At 73.2% G+C, this 17110-nt stretch carries 16 protein-coding genes; 10 read left to right on the top strand and 6 right to left on the bottom strand.

Annotation, left to right across the window (positions count from 1 at the left end):
- Nucleotides 1–59 precede the first annotated feature (59 nt).
- Nucleotides 60–767, bottom strand: coding sequence for a GntR family transcriptional regulator (locus OG432_RS29735; RefSeq protein ID WP_328314027.1), 708 nt, complete (start codon nucleotides 765–767; stop codon nucleotides 60–62).
- Between the two features lie 197 nt (nucleotides 768–964).
- On the opposite strand from OG432_RS29735, the gene OG432_RS29730 reads away from it, so the two are divergent.
- The 4 genes from OG432_RS29730 (at nucleotide 965) to OG432_RS29715 (ending at nucleotide 4765) form a co-directional block, all read left to right on the top strand.
- Complete coding sequence (locus OG432_RS29730; RefSeq protein ID WP_328314026.1) at nucleotides 965–2257, top strand: MFS transporter; 1293 nt, start codon at nucleotides 965–967, stop codon at nucleotides 2255–2257.
- A gap of 242 nt (nucleotides 2258–2499) precedes the next feature.
- Entirely contained in the window at nucleotides 2500–3273 is a 774-nt protein-coding gene (locus OG432_RS29725) for a LamB/YcsF family protein (protein WP_328314025.1), read from the top strand.
- Nucleotides 3270–3899, top strand: a complete 630-nt coding sequence (gene pxpB, locus OG432_RS29720) for a 5-oxoprolinase subunit PxpB (RefSeq protein WP_328314024.1) — start codon at nucleotides 3270–3272, stop codon at nucleotides 3897–3899. The genes OG432_RS29725 and pxpB overlap by 4 nt, the downstream gene beginning before the upstream one ends.
- Nucleotides 3896–4765 (top strand): biotin-dependent carboxyltransferase family protein, encoded by an 870-nt coding sequence (locus tag OG432_RS29715; protein WP_328314023.1) that lies wholly within the window; start codon nucleotides 3896–3898, stop codon nucleotides 4763–4765. Before pxpB ends, OG432_RS29715 begins: the two co-directional genes overlap by 4 nt.
- 973 nt (nucleotides 4766–5738) lie before the next feature.
- Here OG432_RS29715 and OG432_RS29710 read toward each other — a convergent pair.
- Nucleotides 5739–7166 (bottom strand): HEAT repeat domain-containing protein, encoded by a 1428-nt coding sequence (locus OG432_RS29710; RefSeq protein WP_328314022.1) that lies wholly within the window; start codon nucleotides 7164–7166, stop codon nucleotides 5739–5741.
- Nucleotides 7167–7432: 266 nt separating this feature from the next.
- Nucleotides 7433–7825: an ankyrin repeat domain-containing protein gene (locus OG432_RS29705; protein ID WP_328314021.1), complete on the bottom strand. Its 393-nt coding sequence runs from the start codon at nucleotides 7823–7825 to the stop codon at nucleotides 7433–7435.
- A 307-nt stretch (nucleotides 7826–8132) separates the two neighbouring features.
- Between OG432_RS29705 and OG432_RS29700 the strand changes: the two genes are divergently transcribed.
- Nucleotides 8133–8327 carry a hypothetical protein gene (locus tag OG432_RS29700; RefSeq protein ID WP_328314020.1) on the top strand — a complete coding sequence of 65 codons (195 nt, stop codon included), beginning with the start codon at nucleotides 8133–8135 and terminating at the stop codon, nucleotides 8325–8327.
- Nucleotides 8328–8400: 73 nt separating this feature from the next.
- A complete protein-coding gene (locus tag OG432_RS29695; RefSeq protein ID WP_328314019.1) occupies nucleotides 8401–10026 on the top strand; it encodes a hypothetical protein in 1626 nt (541 codons plus the stop codon).
- Between the two features lie 131 nt (nucleotides 10027–10157).
- Here the strand turns inward: OG432_RS29695 and OG432_RS29690 are convergent, their stop codons facing one another.
- Nucleotides 10158–11660: an SCO1417 family MocR-like transcription factor gene (locus tag OG432_RS29690; RefSeq protein ID WP_328314018.1), complete on the bottom strand. Its 1503-nt coding sequence runs from the start codon at nucleotides 11658–11660 to the stop codon at nucleotides 10158–10160.
- A 101-nt stretch (nucleotides 11661–11761) separates the two neighbouring features.
- On the opposite strand from OG432_RS29690, the gene yczE reads away from it, so the two are divergent.
- From yczE to OG432_RS29670, 4 genes are all read left to right on the top strand, one after another.
- Nucleotides 11762–12433 (top strand): membrane protein YczE, encoded by a 672-nt coding sequence (yczE, locus tag OG432_RS29685; RefSeq protein ID WP_328314017.1) that lies wholly within the window; start codon nucleotides 11762–11764, stop codon nucleotides 12431–12433.
- Nucleotides 12430–13194, top strand: a complete 765-nt coding sequence (locus OG432_RS29680) for a glycerophosphodiester phosphodiesterase (protein WP_328314016.1) — start codon at nucleotides 12430–12432, stop codon at nucleotides 13192–13194. The genes yczE and OG432_RS29680 overlap by 4 nt, the downstream gene beginning before the upstream one ends.
- Before the next feature lie 66 nt (nucleotides 13195–13260).
- Nucleotides 13261–14616, top strand: coding sequence for an MFS transporter (locus OG432_RS29675; protein ID WP_328315297.1), 1356 nt, complete (start codon nucleotides 13261–13263; stop codon nucleotides 14614–14616).
- A gap of 254 nt (nucleotides 14617–14870) precedes the next feature.
- Nucleotides 14871–15245 carry an RNA polymerase-binding protein RbpA gene (locus tag OG432_RS29670; RefSeq protein WP_053724453.1) on the top strand — a complete coding sequence of 125 codons (375 nt, stop codon included), beginning with the start codon at nucleotides 14871–14873 and terminating at the stop codon, nucleotides 15243–15245.
- Between the two features lie 119 nt (nucleotides 15246–15364).
- On the opposite strand, the gene fxsA is transcribed toward OG432_RS29670, so the two are convergent.
- Nucleotides 15365–15949, bottom strand: coding sequence for an FxsA family membrane protein (fxsA, locus tag OG432_RS29665; RefSeq protein WP_328314015.1), 585 nt, complete (start codon nucleotides 15947–15949; stop codon nucleotides 15365–15367).
- A gap of 111 nt (nucleotides 15950–16060) precedes the next feature.
- Nucleotides 16061–16828, bottom strand: a complete 768-nt coding sequence (locus OG432_RS29660; RefSeq protein WP_328314014.1) for a polyprenol monophosphomannose synthase — start codon at nucleotides 16826–16828, stop codon at nucleotides 16061–16063.
- Between the last annotated feature and the right edge of the window lie 282 nt (nucleotides 16829–17110).

The raw sequence follows: 17110 nt of genomic DNA, 5'->3' as shown, positions 1-17110 counted from the left end.
GCCGCCCGCCACCGGTGGCGGGCGCGTCCGGGCCGCGCTTCCCGTGCCCCGGCGCGGCCTCAGGCGGGCGCGTCCGCGACGAGTTTCCCGTACGCCTCGACGAGCTGGGCACGCGAGTCGTCGAGGTAGCCGGCGAGCAGCCGCAGGGCATCGGCTCCCTCGCCGGCGCGGAGCGCTTCGAGGATCTCCCGGTTGCGCACGAGGTAGGGCCGGTGGAGGCGGCGCGGGTCGTCCACGACGTGGAAGGCCAGGCGCAGTTCGGCCAGGACACCGCGCATCAGCTCGTCGGTGCGGGCGCTGCCGGCGAGGGCGACGAGTTCGCGGTGGAAGTGGATGTTGGCGGTGGACACGCCCTGCCAGTCGCTCTCCTTGGCCGCGCGTTCGCCGTCCGCGACGGCCGCGTCGAGGCCTTCGAGACGGTGGGGAGGCTCACCGAGGCCCCGCACGACGGCGCATTCGACCAGGCGCCGGGTGCGGTAGATGTCCGTCACGTCCTCGACGGCGAGCACCCGCACGAAGACCCCGCGGTTGAGCTCGTGGACCAGCAGCCGCTCGTGCGTGAGCAGCCGGAACGCCTCGCGCAGGGTGTTGCGGGAGACGCCGAGCGCCTTGCCGATGGCGTCCTCGGCGAGGCGCTCCCCCGGCCGGAAGAAGCCTTCCGCGATGCGGGTGCGCAGGATGTCCGCGACCCGCTCCGCCGTGCTCGTGCGGCCGAGCAGCGCGCGGTCCTCGGCAAGTCCGCCCCGTCCGGAGTCCGTTGTCGCCACTGCACCCTCTCCTTCCGGCCGGCCCGCTCCCGCCGGCGCGTGGGCTCATCGTAGGAGCCCGGCAGGGGATGCGGGGATGCGAGGCAGCGGGAATGTCTCGACATGAGTCTTGTCGGATTGTTCAACAATCCCCTACGTTGAAGTCGGCCGGGCCCGCCCCGGCCGTCCCCTCTCACTCCCTCTCCCGCGAGGTGCACATGAGGACGACCCGGACATCGCAGCAGCAGCACGCGCAACTCCCCGTGGAACACGGCCCGTTCGGCTGGCTGCGGGCGCTGGGCCCCGACGGGCGGCGCGCCTTCGGGGGCGCCTTCGGCGGCTACGCGCTCGACTCGTACGACTTCTTCACGCTCCCGCTCACGATGGTCGCCGTCTCGGCGTACTTCGGGCTCGACGCCGGCCGGACCGGGCTGCTCACCACCGTGACCCTGGTGGTCTCGGCCGTCGGTGGCGCGTTCGCCGGGGTCGTCGCCGACCGCATCGGCCGGGTCAGGGCCCTGATGATCACCGTCGCCACGTACGCGGTCTTCACCGTGGCCTGCGGCTTCGCCCCCACCTACGAGATGCTCCTGGTGTTCCGGGCCCTGCAGGGACTCGGGTTCGGCGGTGAGTGGGCGGTCGGCGCGATCCTGGTCGCCGAGTACGCGTCGGCCGGGCACCGCGGCCGGACCCTGGGCGCCGTGCAGAGCGCGTGGGCGGCCGGCTGGGCGCTCGCCGTGGTCGTCTGCACCCTGGTCTTCCAGTACGTGGACCCGGACACCGCCTGGCGCGTGGTGTTCTGGACCGGGGCGCTCCCCGCCCTGCTCCTGGTCTACGTGCGGCGCGGCGTGCGCGACGCGCCCGCCGCCACCGAACAGCGACTCTCCACCGCCCGCACGACGAGCGGCGCCGCCACCTTCGCCGCCATCTTCCGGGGCCCGCTGCGGCGCACGACTCTCTTCGCGGTGCTGCTCTCCACCGGGGTCCAGGGCGGCTACTACACGCTGGCGACCTGGGTGCCGACGTTCCTGAAGAACGACCGGCACCTCACGGTCGTCGGCACCGGCGGCTATCTGGCGTTCCTGATCTCCGGGGCGTTCCTCGGCTATCTGACCGGCGGGTACCTCACCGACGTCCTGGGGCGCAAGAAGAACATCGCCGTGTTCGCGGTCGCCTCGGCCGTCTGCATCGTGCTCTACACCCACCTTCCCGCCGGGGCGAAAACCCTGCTTCTCGTGCTCGGATTCCCGCTCGGCTTCTGCATGTCGGCGATCTTCAGTGGCTTCGGTTCGTTCCTCAGCGAGCTGTACCCGACCGCCGTGCGCGGTACGGGCCAGGGGTTCACGTACAACACCGGCCGCGCCGTCGGCGCCTTCTTCCCGACCCTGGTGGGTTGTCTCGCCGGCAGCTGGGGCGTGGGCGGCGCGCTGGTCTTCGGCGCCGTCGGCTACGCCATCGCCGTGCTCGCGCTGCTCGGACTGCCCGAGACGCGCGACCGGGAGCTGCTGTGACGGCGGCCCCGCCGGGAGCCCGCCGGCCCCGCCGCGGCCGCGTCCACCACCGAGCGCGGCGCGCCCGCGCGGGGCACACTGCACCACAGGACCACGCACCTCCAGGACCACGCCCCCAGGACCACGCACCGCCGGCCCCGCACTCCCCGGGACCACGCACCTCCGGCCCCGCACCAGAGGCCAGGCTCCATCGGCTACGCATCACCGGCCACGCACCACCCGGAAAAGGAGACCCCGCACCCATGACCCGGTCCGCCACGTCGGCGATCGACCTCAATGCCGACCTGGGCGAAGGCTTCGGCCACTGGCGGCTGACCGACGACGAACAGCTTCTGTCCGTGGTCACCAGCGCCAATGTGGCCTGCGGCTTCCACGCCGGCGACCCCGCCATCATGCGGCGGGTCTGCGCCTTGGCCGCGGAGCGCGGCGTACGCATCGGCGCGCAGGTCTCCTACCGCGACCTCGCCGGCTTCGGCCGCCGCTCCATGGACGTGCCGCCCGCCGAACTGGCCGCCGAAGTCGCCTACCAGATCGGCGCGCTGGACGTCTTCGCCCGCGCCGCCGGAAGCCGGGTGGCGTACGTCAAGCCGCACGGCGCGCTCTACAACCGCGCCGTGCACGACCCGGAACAGGCGGCAGCCGTCGTCGAAGGGGTGCTCCTCGCGGACCGGTCGCTCGCGGTGCTCGGGCTGCCGGGCTCGCGGCTGCTCGCGGCGGCCGAGGAGGCCGGGTTGCCCGTCGTCACCGAGGCGTTCGCGGACCGCGCCTACACCGCGGCCGGCACGCTGGTGCCGCGCGGCCGGGACGGCGCGGTCGTCAGCGATCCGGACACGGTGGTGGCCCGCGCCGTCGCGATGGCCCTGCACGGCACGGTCGTGGCCGAATCCGGCGAGCATGTCCCGGTCGGCGCCGGGTCGTTGTGCGTGCACGGCGACACTCCGGGCGCGGTGGACCTGGCCCGGCGGGTGCGGGCGGCCCTGGAGTCGGCGGGCGTACGGGTGGCGGCGTTCTCGTGAACGTGCCGCGCGTCCTGCCGGTCGGGGACCACGCCCTGCTGGTCGAGCTCGACGGCGCCGAGAGCGCCGGGGCGTTCCACGCCGAACTGGTGCGCCGCCGCGCCGCGGGAACGCTCCCTCCCGTACGGGAGATCGTGCCCGCCGCCCGGACCGTCCTGCTCGACGGTCTGGCCGATCCCACCGCGCTCGCCTCCCAACTGGTCACCTGGGAGGTCCCGCCGCTGCGGGCGGGCAGCGCGCACACGGTCGAGATCCCGGTGCGCTACGACGGGCCCGACCTCGCGGAGGTCGCCGCCCTGTGGGGGGTCTCGGAGCAGGAGGCGGTGCGCATCCACTCCGCGGCCCGATTCCGCGTCGCCTTCTGCGGGTTCGCCCCCGGCTTCGCCTACCTCACCGGCCTCGCCGAGCGGTACGCCGTGCCGCGCCGGGCCACCCCGCGCACCGCGGTCCCGGCAGGTTCCGTCGCCCTGGCCGGCCCGTACACCGGCGTCTATCCGCGCTCGTCACCCGGCGGCTGGCAGCTGATCGGCACGACCGACGCGGTGCTCTGGGACACCCACCGCGATCCGGCGGCGCTCCTCGCGCCGGGAACGCTGGTCCGCTTCGTCCCGGGGACGCGACGATGACCGAGCGGGCGCTGCGCGTCGTGCGGGCCGGCGCGCTCACCTCCGTACAGGACGAGGGAAGGCACGGGCACGCGCACCTCGGGGTGCCGCGATCCGGCGCGCTCGACCTGCCCGCGAGCCGGCTCGCGAACCGTCTGGTGGGCAACGCGCAGGGCGCGGCGGTCCTGGAGACCACCCTCAACGGGTGCGCGGTACGCGCCGGTTGTGCGGTCACCGTCGCGGTGACCGGGGCGCCGTGCGCGGTCACCGTCGACGGCCGGCCGGCCGCGTGGGGCGCCCCGGTGCGGTTGGCGCCGGGGGCTCTCGTCTCGGTGGGCTCGCCAGTGCGCGGGGTGCGCTCCTACCTGGCGTTCGCGGGCGGCATCACCGTGGAGCCGGTGCTCGGCAGCCGCTCCACGGACCTCCTGTCGGGTCTCGGGCCGGCGCCGCTGCGCGAGGGCACGGTGGTGCCGCTGGGGCGTCCGGGCGTCCCGGGTCGGCGGGTGGACTGGGTGCCGGCGCCCGGGGTGCCCGACGAACTGGTGCTGCGGGTGCGCCCGGGACCGCGCGCGGACTGGTTCGCGCCGGACGCGCCCGCGGCGCTCGCGGCCGGCCGCTACCGGGTGTCGTCGCAGAGCAACCGGATCGGGCTGCGCACGGAGGGGCCGCCGCTGCGGCGTGTGGTCGAGGGTGAACTGCCCAGTGAGGGAATGGTGTTGGGGGCGGTGCAGGTGCCGCCGGACGGGCGCCCCGTGGTCTTCCTCGCCGACCATCCCACGACCGGGGGCTATCCGGTGATCGGGGTCGTACCCGCGCCCGATCTCGCGGCGGCGGCGCAGGCGGTGCCGGGGGCGCGGCTGAGGTTTGTGCTGACGCACTGGGACTGATCCGCTCCGCTCGGGTAGGCGGGCGGGCGGGCGGTGGATCGCGCCTCCGCCGCACGAGCTGAGCGCGCAGTTCCCCGCGCCCCTTGCCCACTCGGTGCCGGGCGGCATACCTAGCCCGTCATGGGGGTCCCCCTGGCCCTTGAGGCCTTGGGGGAGTTTGAGGACGAGCGACCTCAAGGCGCGAACGGGGTCTGGGGCGGAACCCCGGAGCCCCCGGCCTCCGACTGCGGACCGTGCGCGGCTGGTCGCGCAGTTCCCCGCGCCCCTCAACCACTCGGCGCCGGCCGGCGCGGACGCAGTCAGCCCGTCCGGCGTTTGAGGACGAGCGCCCTCAAGGCACGAACGGGGTCTGGGGCGGAACCCCGGAGCCCCCGGCCTCCGACTGCGGACCGTGCGTGGCTGGTCGCGCAGTTCCCCGCGCCCCTCAACCACTCGGCGCCGGCCGGCGCGGACGCAGTCAGCCCGTCCGGCGTTTGAGGACGAGCGCCCTCAAGGCGCGAACGGGGTCTGGGGCGGAACCCCCGGCCTCCGACTGCGGACCGTGCGTGGCTGGTCGCGCAGTTCCCCGCGCCCCTCAACCACTCGGTGCCGGCCGGCGCGGACGCAGTCAGCCCGTCCGGCGTTTGCGGACGAGCGCCCTCAAGGCGCGAGCGAGGTCTGGGGCGGAACCCCACAACGCTTCCCCCCCCCGGAGGGTTGAGGGAAGGGGCGGGGTGGGGCGACTCCCGGGGCCCGGGGCGGAGCCCCGGAGCCCCCGGCCTTCGGCTGCGGACCGTGCGTGGCCGGTCGCGCACACCGCGGCGGAGCCGCGCGATGACACAGCCCCGCGCCCCGGTAGGGCACCCCGCACCGACCTGTCTCCGCGGCGTGGCGCGTGACGCCATGGCCCTGCCCCTGGCTGGGGCGGCCTCGGCAGGGGGGCTGGTGCGGGCCGCCTCGGCCCGTCCGGCGATTGAGGACGGGGACCGGGGTGTCAGACCGCCGTGGCGTCCGGGCCGAGGCGATCGTGGATGGCGCTCTGCACCTCCGCCTCCTCCGCCGGGTCCGCGGCAAGCCGGCGCAGCCGGTCGGCCACCCGGGCATCCACCAACTCGGCGTACTGCGCCGCCACTTCGCGCGTGGTCTCCTCGCAGTCCCACAGGCACTCGACGGCGAAGCCGGTCGCGAAGGAAGGGTCGGTGGCGGCGAGCGCGCGGGCTGTGCGGCCCCGCAGCTCGGACGAGGATGTCTCGCGGTAGACGTGCCGCAGGACGGGGGCGGCGCAGCAGATGCCGAGCCTGCCGGCCCCGTCGACGAGCGCGCGGAGCAGTGGGGCGTCGGGGCCCTGGGACCGTACGGTCTCACGGAGCGCGCCGAGCACGAGTTCCTCGTCACCGGCCTCGCCCCGGGACGCGAGCACACTCGCGGCGGACGCGCCGAGTTCGTCGGGGCGCGCCACCCAGCCGCGGGCCCGCTCGACGGCCTCCGGGCCACACATGCGTTCGAAAGCATGGACGGCGGCCTCGGCGGCGACGCGCGAGCCGGCCGGTCCGTCGGAGACGGCCGCCTCGATCAGGTCGAGCACACGGGCGTCGCGTGACTCGGCGAGATAGTGCAGGGCGGCGCCGCGGGCTCCGTCGGAGCCGGAGCGGGCCGCCTCGATGATGACGTGCCTGTCCTCGGGCCCCGCGACGGCGCCGAGGCACCTCGCGGCCGGCAGATGCAGGAGCGCGCCGCGCTCCAGACCTTCGTCGGCCCAGTCGAAGACCGCCTGGACGCTCCATCCGGGCCGGGGCCCGGACGGCCGCATCTGACGCTGCCAGCGGTCGAAGGAGCCGGCCTCCCGGGCGGCCCGCACCCGGGCGCCCACGCTCTCGCGCGGATCGTCGGCCCACAGCCGCCAGGGGCGCGGCTCGTAGGCGTCACGCACCGTGGCGGCGAGGTCGGCCTCACCCTCGGTGCTGGCGGGGAAGCGGGCGAGCACGGAGGTGGCAAGGGCCCGCAGGCCCGCGTCGTCGTCGCGTAGGGCCAGCTCGTCGAGGGCCCAGGCCCAGTTGGACCCGGTCTCGGCGTAGCGGCGCAGCAGCGCGAGCGCGTCGCTCCTGCCGTACGAGGCGAGGTGGCCGAGTACGGCGAGGGCGAGCCCGGTGCGCGCGTCCTCGGTGTCGAGGACGTCCTCGGCGCCGAAGAGGTGGCGCTCGATCTGGTCGAGCCCGCCGTCCAGATCCAGGAAGAGGCGCGCGTAGTACAGCGAGCGGTTCTCGACCTGCCAGTCCTGGCGGGGGTCGCTCCGTACACAGTGGTTCAGGGCCGCCAGGGCCTCGTCGCGCGGGGCGGCCAGCGCGTGCAGGGTGCCGTCGCCGCGGCCCCGTTGCAGCAGGCCGAGCAGCGTGCCGCTCGGCGCTATGACTGGATCGAACATGGGAATAGCCTCACATCAAGCTGTCGACGCAACCGGGATTCGTGCCTTGCCCTAGGCCGCGCAGCAACATGAGGGGCCGCCCGCCGTCTTCTGCTTGGTGTAGACCATGTTCCTGCCTCTCGTCGCGGTCCCCGATGTAGGGACCCTGCCCCCGATGTAGGGGTTCGACGTCATGATGACCCAGCCATTTCGCCATCGCGACCACATTTACGGCGCACCTCTCCGCGCGCTCCCGGGTGGATCTCCCGTAAACGGTCGGTGGACGCTCAGTTGGCCCCGAACAGGGCGAGCAGTTCCGTCTTGCCGAACATGCGGGCGGTGTCCACCGCGGACGGCGTTCCGGCGGAGGGATCGGCTCCGCCGGCGAGCAGGGCCTTGATCACGGCGTCCTCGCCCTTGAAGACGGCCCCGGCGAGCGGGGTCTGGCCCCGGTCGTTGGCGCGGTCGGCCTCGGCGCCGCGGGCCAGCAGCGCGGAGACCGCGTCGGCGTGCCCGTGGTAGGCGGCCAGCATGACCAGGGAGTCGCCGCGGTCATTGGTGAGGTTCGCGGGCACCCCTGCGTCCACGTAGGCGGCAAGCGTCTCGGCATCGCCGTGCCGGGCCAGCTCGAAGACCTTGGCCGCCAGCTCGACCACCTCGGGATCGAGATCCTCGCTCATCGGAAAAACTCCTTAGGGGCAACGGAACGAACCCGCACGGCGACAGAGCCGTACGAGTGAATCGACAGGGTACTGCCCGGCCGACGACATGACGGAGGGTGTCCGCGGCAAAGATCACCGCGAGTGACGCATGTGCGCCCCGGGGGCCGCGACGGCGGCACAGTGTCCCGCTCCGGGCGGCTTTACATATACGCCACTCCAGTGAAATTAGCGGAGTTTCACCCATTTGCACCTTTTATCGCATAGATACTTCCTGTGAGCCTGGAAGAACTCATGGTGACCGTCCCCACCAACCAGGAGACCCCAAATGATCCTGTCCATGTCAGGCGTGGTGCTGCTCGGAATCATCTGCTTCCTCTTCTTCAAGAAAGACGGGCTCAAGGCTTCGCACGCGCTCGTGTGCTCCCTCTTCGGCTTCTATCTCGCGGGTACCGCCATCGCCCCGAGCATCACGGCCGGAGGCGCGAGCCTCGCCAGCCTGCTGGGCGGGATCAAGTTCTGACCTCCCGCTGTCCTCCGTTCCACGGCAGACATCACGGCAGACACCACTGCGGACACAACTCCAGGAGAACGACGTGGCCCGGCGACCACTCCCCCGCATTCTGAGCAGCAGCAGCGCATCCATCGTTCGCAGCCGCGAGATCGCGCGCACGGCCGCCGACAGCGCCACCGACGTTCTCCATCCGCTCATCACGATCAGCCGCGGCCTGCGGCTGATCACCGCCGCGCTGCGCGGCAAATGGGCCGCCACCCCCAAGGAACGGCGTAGTCCCGCGCTGTTCCTGACGGCGGCCGTGGTCCTGGTCGTCGCGCTCATCCCGTACGGGCCGCTCCTTGCCCTGATCACGGTGATGGGCGCGGCCGCCTGGAAGGGCCGCGAGAAACCGGTCGTCAAGACCGGCCCGGACGACGCGGAACTCGCCCGCCTCCAGTCCCTGTACGAGGCGCTGGTGCCCTACTTCTCCGTGCCGGAGGACCCGAACCCGCTCTTCTCCCACGGCGGCGAGTGGGACAAAGCCCTCAGCGCGTACGAATTCGACGACGCCGGCCGCCTCACCCGGCTCCGGGTGCGCTACCCGGCGTACTTCACGGACGGCGAGGCCGAGGCCCGCGCCCGCATCGAGCAGCTCCTGCACGCCAAGTCGGGGCGCGGCCGCGAGTACCGCTTCGTATGGGACGAGGAGGGCAACGAGCTCGACCTGAGCGTTCTGGGCGCGCTGACGACCTCGATCGGCGCCCAGCACTTCGTGACCTCCCCCGGCGAGACGGTTCTCGGCTTCACGGACCCGGACGCCGTGCAGCGGACCGTCCCGGTGACCGCGGGCGAGGAGCGCCACGACGCACCGCCGGTGATCTGGCGCACCGGGCCCCGCTCCACCGAGCCCCACCTCCTGGTGGTCGGCAGGCCCGGCACGGGCACCACGACGCTGCTCCGCTCCATCGCGCTCCAGGCCCTCAAGGACGGCGACGTGCTGATCGTGGAGGGCAGCGGCACGGGCGAGTACGCCTGTCTGACCGGCCGCTCGGGCGTCCTGGCCGTCGAGTGCGGTCTCGCCGGGGCGCTCGCCACCCTGGAGTGGGCCTCGCACGAGACCGAGCGCCGGCTGATCTCGGCGAACCGCGCCCGCCAGGCCGGGCGCCCGGCCCCCGAGGACACCAAGCGTCCCCTGTGGATCCTGCTCGACCGCCCCAGCGTCCTCGCCGACCTGGCCGCCGCCGACGGCCGCACCGACCCGCAGCACCTGCTCCAGGTCCCGCTGCGACACGGGCGGGCCGCCGGGGTGACGGTGGTGGTGGCCGAACAGTTCGACACCCTGGACGACCTGTCCGAGCCCGTACGCTCGCAGACCCGGGCCCGCGTGGTGCTCGGCGCGGCTTCCCTCGGCGAGGTCGAGTCGGTGCTCGGCGTCCCGCCGCACACCACCCCCACCCCTGACGTCCCGCCGGGCCGCGGCTACGCCCGCCTGGGCACGGGGCCGGTCCTGCGCCTCCAGGTCCCCGCGACCCCGGACCCGTACGACGACGCGACGACACAGGCCCACCGCGAGGCCGTCCTCGGCCTCCTGCCGCCCCGCGACGTGCCGGTGGAACAGCGGGCCGTCGAGCCGAGGACCGCGGAATCCGCCCCGGCGGACGTGCCGCCGCCCGACGTGGCCCCGGCCGACTCGACACCCGTGGAGGCCGTTCCGGCCGAGGGATGAGGCTGCCAAGGCCGAGCCGGCCGTGATCCCAGCCGGCCGGGGCCGAGCGGGCCCGGTTCCGAGCGGCCAGGTCCGAGCCGGCCGGGTTCCGAGCCGGCCGGGTTCCGAGCCGGCCGGGGCCCCCGCGCCCGTCAGGCCACGAACGTGCGCGGTGGCTCCGCGCCGCCCGAGCCGCCGCCCGTCTCCACCAGCCGCGCCGCCGCGGCAAGGCGCGAGGCCGCCTCGTCGGCGACCGGGCCGCCCACCGTGAACGGCAGCCGGACGTAGCCCTCGAAGGCCCCGTCCACGCCGAAGCGCGGCCCCGACGGCACCCGGACCCCGACCCGTTCGCCGACCTCGGCGAGGCGGGACCCCGACAGACCCCCGGTGCGCACCCACAGCGTGAGCCCGCCGCGCGGCACGTCGAACTCCCAGTCCGGCAGCTCACGGCGGACCGCGGTGACCAGCGCGTCGCGGTTCCCCCTCGCCTGGACCCGCCGCAGCTCGACCGCCTGCTCCCAACCACCGGACGCCATCAGGCAGTTGACCGCGAGCTGCTCAAGGACGGGGGTACCGAGGTCGGCGTAGGCGCGGGCCGAGACCAGCGAGCGGATGATGTCGGGGGCGGCCCGCACCCAGCCGATGCGCATGCCCGCCCAGAACGCCTTGCTCGCCGAACCGACGGTGAGCACCGTGGCTCCGGCCGGGTCGAAGGCGCAGACCGGGCGGGGCATGTCGAGGTCGTCGTCGAGCCACAGCTCGCTCATCGTCTCGTCGACGACGAGCACCGTGCCGGCCGAGCGGGCCGCGTCGACGAGTTCGCGTCGCTGGTCCTCGCCGGCGAGCGCGCCGGTCGGGTTGTGGAAGTCGGCGACGACGTAGGCGAGCCGGGGCGCCGCGTCCCGCAGCACCTGGCGCCAGCGCGGCAGGTCCCAGCCCGAAAGCCCCTCGGCCATGGCGATCGGCACGAGCCGCGCGCCCGCCTCGCGCATGAGCTGCAGGATGTTGGCGTACGACGGCGATTCGACGGCGATGCGTTCACCCCGGCCGGCGAACAGATGACAGATCGCGTCGATGGCGCCCATCGCACCCGTCGTCACCATGATCTGCTCGGGCATCGTCGGGATGCCGCGCGCGGTGTAGCGCTCGGCGAGCATCTGACGCAGGGCCGGCAGGCCCGCCGGGTAGTCGCCATGGGTGTGGGCGTACGGCGGGAGCTCTTCGAGCGCCCCTTGGACGCCCCGGGTCAGCCAGGGTTCGGGCGCTGGCAGGGCCGCGCAGCCCAGGTCGATCATCGAGCCGAGCGACTCGGGCGGCAGGGGTTCGAGCCCGCGGCCGGGCAGCGGGTGCCCCGCGGGCACCGCGGTCCAGCTGCCCGCGCCGCGCCGTGACTCGAGGAAGCCCTCGCCGCGCAGCGCCTCGTAGGCGGCCGCGACCGTCGTGCGGCTCACCGACAGGGCGAGGGCCAGTTCGCGCTCGGCGGGCAGCCGGGCGGCCGCCGGGACGCGGCCTTCCAGCACGAGCAGCCGGATCCCGTCGGCCAGCGCCCGATAGGCCGGCGGCTTGCGCAGGCCGGCGCCGACCGGGCGCGGCTGCTGCGCCTTGAGCTGACGGGCGAGCTGGGCGGGCCCGATCGCCGAGGTCCACTGCGCCATGAAGTCGGTCCACCTTCCCGGAATTGGCCATGGTTGGAGTCCATTTCCCCGCCACAGAGTGGCATGAGCCAGTCCACTACTACCACTCGGGGGGCACCACCTTGTCCACGCATCTCGTCCGCAGACTGCTCCAGCTGTACGTCGGACTCGCGCTGTACGGCATCAGCGCGGGGCTGCTCGTGCGCTCCGGGCTCGGTCTCGAACCGTGGGGAGTACTGAACCAGGGACTGGCCCGGCACACCGGTCTGTCCATGGGCGTCGTGTCCATCGTCGTCGGGGCCGCGGTGCTGGTCCTGTGGATCCCGCTGCGGCAGCGGCCGGGGCTCGGCACGGTCTCCAACGTCTTCGCGATCGGCGTCTTCATGGACGCCACCCTCGCCGTCGTCCCCGATGTGCACGGGCTGCTCGGCCAGGTGCCGCTGTCCGTCGGCGCGATCGTCTGCAACGGGGCCGCCACCGGCCTGTACATCTCGGCCCGCTTCGGTACGGGCCCGCGCGACGGTCTGATGACCGGACTGCACCGGGTCACCGGGCGCTCGATCCGGCTCGTGCGCACGTCGTTGGAGGTGCTCGTGGTGGCCACCGGATTCCTGCTCGGCGGTTCGCTCGGTGCCGGCACGGTCCTGTACGCGCTGGCGATCGGGCCGCTCGCCCAGTTCTTCCTGCGCCTCTTCGCGATCCCGGAACCGGCCGCGACGCCCGCACGCCGGCCGTCCGTCCCCGGCCCCCGCGCCCCGGCCGCCACCCCGGAGCGCGCGATACTTCCCCGGTGACACGCGTACTCCACCCCTATCTGGACCATCCCGCCCCCATCCCGTTCGCCCACCGGGGCGGCGCGGCGGACGGGATCGAGAACACCGCCGCCGCGTTCGCGCGGGCCGCCGAGGCCGGCTACCGGTACTTCGAGACCGATGTGCACACCACCGCCGACGGACGCCTCGTCGCCTTCCACGACGCGACGCTCGACCGGGTCACCGACGCCCGGGGCAGGATCGCCGATCTCGACTGGGCCGAGGTCGAGCGGGCGCGGGTGGCGGGGCGCGAGCCGCTGCCGCTCTTCGAGGAGCTCCTCGAAGCCTTCCCCGAGGCCCGCTGGAACGTCGACCTCAAGGCCGAGGCGGCCCTGGTCCCGCTGATCGACCTGATCCGCCGCACCGGGGCCTGGGACCGGGTCTGCGTCGGTTCGTTCTCGGAGGCCCGCGTCGCCAGGGCGCACCGGCTCGCGGGCCCGCGCCTTGCGACGTCGTACGGCGTGCGGGGCGTGGCCGCGCTGCGCCTTCGCTCGTACGGCATTCCCGCTCCCCTGCGCACGGGCGCGGTCAGCGCGCAGGTGCCGGTGAGCCAGAGCGGCGTCCCCGTCGTGGACCGGCGCTTCGTGCGGACCGCGCATGCGCTGGGCCTGCAGGTGCACGTGTGGACCGTCAACGATCCCGCCCGGATGAGGGCCATCCTCGACCTTGGCGTGGATGGCATCATGACCGATCATCTGGAGACACTGCGCACGGTACTGACCGAGCGGGGAGCCTGGCACTGACCGGCCCCCGGCGGCCACCGCTCGCGTACGGCACGAGCGAGGGGGCGCGGGTTGAGCGCTGAGACCATGGACGACGCGGACCGGGCGGACGGCCGGCCCGCGAGCACGGACGAGCGCAAACGGGAACAACGCGGCTGGTACTTCTACGACTTCGCCTGCTCGGTGTATTCGACGAGCGTGCTCACGGTGTTCCTCGGCCCGTATCTGACGTCGATCGCCAAGTCGGCCGCGGACGCCGAGGGATTCGTCCATCCGCTGGGCGTCCCGGTGCGGGCGGGCTCGCTCTTCGCGTACGCCGTGTCCGCCTCGGTCGTCGTCGCGGTGGTCCTCATGCCGATCGTGGGCGCGGCGGCCGACCGGAGCGGGCGCAAGAAGCCGCTGCTCGCGGCCGCCGCCTACACCGGGGCCGCGGCCACGGCCGGGATGTTCTTCCTCGACGGGCACCGCTATCTGCTCGGCGCGGCGCTGCTGATCGTCGCCAACGCGGCGCTCTCCGTGTCGATGGTCCTCTACAACGCCTACCTGCCGCAGATCGCCGGCCCCGAGGAGCGCGACCACGTGTCCTCCCGCGGCTGGGCCTTCGGCTACACCTCGGGCGCCGGTGTCCTGGTGCTCAACCTGATCCTCTACTCGGGCCACGACCGCTTCGGGGTGTCGGAGTCGACCGCGGTACGGATCTGTCTGGCCTCGGCCGGGATCTGGTGGGGCGCGTTCACCCTGGTGCCGCTGCGGCGTCTTCGCGACCGCAGGATGGCGGTGTCGGCGAGCGAGGGCAGGGTCGGGGCGGGCTGGCGGCAGCTCGTCTCGACGCTGCGCGACATGCGCGCGAGGCCGCTGACCCTCGCCTTCCTGCTGGCGTACCTCATCTACAACGACGGCGTGCAGACGGTCATTTCGCAGGCTTCGATCTACGGGTCGGAGGAACTCGGCCTGGATCAGAACACGCTCATCGTGGCCGTGCTCCTCGTGCAGGTCCTGGCGGTGGCGGGCGCTCTCGGGATGGGCCGCCTGGCGCGGACGCACGGCGCGAAGCGGACCATTCTGGGCTCGCTCGCGGTCTGGGCGGTGATCCTCGGGGTCGGGTTCTTCCTGCCGGCCCACCGGCCCGTGCTCTTCTTCGTCCTGGCGGCGGCCATCGGCACGGTGCTCGGCGGCAGCCAGGCGCTGTCCAGGTCGCTGTTCTCGCATCTGGTGCCCAGCGGCAAGGAGGCCGAGTACTTCTCGGCCTACGAGATGAGCGACCGCGGGCTGAGCTGGCTGGGGCCATTGGTGTTCGGTCTGGCGTACCAGCTGACCGGGAGCTACAGGGATGCCATCATCTCGCTGGTGGTGTTCTTCGCGGTCGGGTTCGTGCTGCTCGCCCGGGTACCGGTGCGGGCCGCTGTGGCCGCCGCGGGGAACCCTGTTCCGGCGCGGATTTAGACGTTGAAGTGAAAGGCCGGTAGTGTACGCCTTTGGCCTGCCAGGCGGACCGTTACTGCGTGCTCAAGTAGAGAAGACGCTGGGTGACATCTGCTGTCAGATGTGACAAACCGGTCACTGGTGGGTACAACAAGGGGCGGCACGACGGCGACGCATGACCCAGAACGGGAATCTTTACCGCCGACCGGACGTTGACCGGATGACGACGACAGTGACACCTGTCCTGTGGGCGACAAGCCCGGGAGGCACGATTCATGAGTGAGCGAGCTCTTCGCGGCACGCGCCTCGTGGTGACCAGCTACGAGACCGACCGCGGCATCGATCTGGCCCCGCGCCAGGCCGTGGAGTACGCATGCGAGAAGGGACATCGCTTTGAGATGCCCTTCTCGGTGGAGGCGGAGATTCCGCCGGAGTGGGAGTGCAAGGTCTGCGGGGCCCCCGCACTCCTGGTGGACGGCGACGGCCCTGAGGAGAAGAAGGGCAAGCCCGCGCGTACGCACTGGGACATGCTCATGGAGCGGCGCACCCGCGAGGAGTTGGAGGAGGTTCTGGCCGAAAGGCTGGAGGTCCTTCGGTCCGGCACCATGAACATTGCCGTGCATCCGCGCGACAGCCGCAAGTCCGCCTGATCGCGCAGTTCGGCGATACAGCGCGTTAATCATTGAAAGCTGAGGGCCGGTCACACCACCTGGTGTGACCGGCCCTCAGCTTTTGTGTGGGCGGCTTCCGCGGGGGTGCCGCCGCGGCCTCACGGGGTCAGCGGCGGGCGCGGGCCGAGGTCGTCGCGCGGCGGGTAGCCGGCGGGGCCTTCGTCGCGGATGACCTCGCCCTGCACGACCTTGCCGTCCGGGTGGTGGATGCGGGCCTGCTGGAAGGCGTCACTCAGGCCGCCGGGGACGGCCGCGCGCATCCGCCTGTCGAGCGAACGCTCCACGCGGCGCGCCACGGCCTTGCGGACCGGGGGAAGCAGGAAGAGCAGCCCCACCGCGTCCGAGACGAAGCCGGGGATGATCAGGAGCAGCCCGGCCAGCATGGTCAGGGCGTTGCCCTCACCGCCGCCGGAGCCCGTCGGGGGCGCGGCGCTGCCGGACTGCTGCTGCCTGACCGCCTCGGTGAGATTGCGGAACGCGCGGCGTCCGGCCCGCTTGATGACGTAACCGCCGAGCAGCAGCCCGCCGATGAGCAGCAGCAGGACCAGGAGGCCGCTGGTGGCCCCGGCCACCACGGTGAGCAGCCAGATCTCCAGGACCAGCCAGGCGGCGGTCCCCAGCGGTACGAGGGTGCGTGCGCGCGAGCGCTTGGGAGCTGTCGGAGGCGGAGTGCCGGTCATCATGCTCCCAGTGTGCCTGGGAGCCGATCCGGACGGCGTAAGGAGGAGGTCACCACGGCCCGGTCGGGCCGGGGCCGGGCGGCCGGGCTCACGAGAGCCCGGGACCGCTCGGGCTCACGAGGGCTTGCGGCCCAGGAGCTTGTTGGCGCGGGAGCCGACGCCCCAGGCGGTGACCCGCCACAGCGCCTCGACCAGGATGTCGTTGCTCATCTTCGAGTCGCCGCGCTCGCGCTCGACGAACGTGATGGGGACCTCGACCACGTGGAAGCCCGCGGCGACCGCGCGACGGGCCAGGTCGACCTGGAAGCAGTAGCCGGCGGAGGCGACCTCGTCGAGGCCGAGGCCTTCGAGGGTCTCGCGGCGGAAGGCCCGGAAGCCACCGGTGACGTCGCGGATCGGCACGCCGAGCAGCAGCCGTGAGTAGGTCGAGCCGCCGCGCGAGATGTACTCGCGGTACTTGGGCCAGTTCACGATCCGGCCGCCGGGCACCCAGCGGGAGCCGAGCACCAGGTCGGCGCCCTTGAGCGCGGTGAGCAGCCGGGGCAGCTCCTCGGGCTGGTGGGAGCCGTCGGCGTCCATCTCGACCAGGACGCCGTAGTCGTTCTCGATGCCCCAGCGGAAGCCGGCCAGATAGGCCGCGCCGAGGCCTTCCTTGCCCTTGCGGTGCAGCACGTGCACCTGGTCGTCCTGGGCGGCGATCTCGTCCGCGAACTTGCCCGTGCCGTCGGGGCTGTTGTCGTCGGCGACCAGAATGTGGGCCTCTGGGACCGCCGCCCTGACGCGGGCGACGATCGGCTTGATGTTCTCCGCCTCGTTGTAGGTCGGGATGATCACCAAGGCTCTGCCCAGCGGGCCGTACCGCCTCTGACCGCCGTCGTTCACTGCTGCCCCTTATTGTCCGTACGCAGGGGTCCACCATAGCGAGCGGTCGCGATCGGCCCGCACCGAGAGGGTCTGTGGTGCCGGATGCCCCCGGATGGCGGTGGGGATCTGCGGCGTGCCGGAAGCTCCGTGAGGGGGCGTGGCTCGGTACCGGGGCCCGGCGCCCTTCGGGCCGACCTGGGGCCCGCTGGCTGCGGGTCGACCGAGAGCCGTTGTCTACTGAGCGTCCGGGCCCCACCCGGGTTCCACCGTCCCGCGAGCCCGCAGGGGGCAGGGGGGACG

The sequence above is a fragment of the Streptomyces sp. NBC_00442 genome (genome assembly GCF_036014195.1).
Classification (GTDB): Bacteria; Actinomycetota; Actinomycetes; order Streptomycetales; family Streptomycetaceae; genus Streptomyces.
Note: the sequence above shows the minus strand (reverse complement) of the source record. Positions and strands in the feature narration are given on the sequence as shown.

Bases quoted from the DNA above. Each gene is read 5' to 3' on its own strand.
- OG432_RS29670 (WP_053724453.1), top strand. From the start codon at position 14,871: ATGAGTGAGCGAGCTCTTCGCGGCACGCGCCTCGTGGTGACCAGCTAC.
- OG432_RS29725 (WP_328314025.1), top strand. From the start codon at position 2,500: ATGACCCGGTCCGCCACGTCGGCGATCGACCTCAATGCCGACCTGGGC.
- OG432_RS29730 (WP_328314026.1), top strand. From the start codon at position 965: ATGAGGACGACCCGGACATCGCAGCAGCAGCACGCGCAACTCCCCGTG.
- OG432_RS29705 (WP_328314021.1), bottom strand. From the start codon at position 7,825: ATGAGCGAGGATCTCGATCCCGAGGTGGTCGAGCTGGCGGCCAAGGTC.
- OG432_RS29690 (WP_328314018.1), bottom strand. From the start codon at position 11,660: ATGGCGCAGTGGACCTCGGCGATCGGGCCCGCCCAGCTCGCCCGTCAG.
- OG432_RS29715 (WP_328314023.1), top strand. From the start codon at position 3,896: ATGACCGAGCGGGCGCTGCGCGTCGTGCGGGCCGGCGCGCTCACCTCC.
- OG432_RS29700 (WP_328314020.1), top strand. From the start codon at position 8,133: ATGATCCTGTCCATGTCAGGCGTGGTGCTGCTCGGAATCATCTGCTTC.
- fxsA (WP_328314015.1), bottom strand. From the start codon at position 15,949: ATGATGACCGGCACTCCGCCTCCGACAGCTCCCAAGCGCTCGCGCGCA.
- OG432_RS29675 (WP_328315297.1), top strand. From the start codon at position 13,261: ATGGACGACGCGGACCGGGCGGACGGCCGGCCCGCGAGCACGGACGAG.
- OG432_RS29710 (WP_328314022.1), bottom strand. From the start codon at position 7,166: ATGTTCGATCCAGTCATAGCGCCGAGCGGCACGCTGCTCGGCCTGCTG.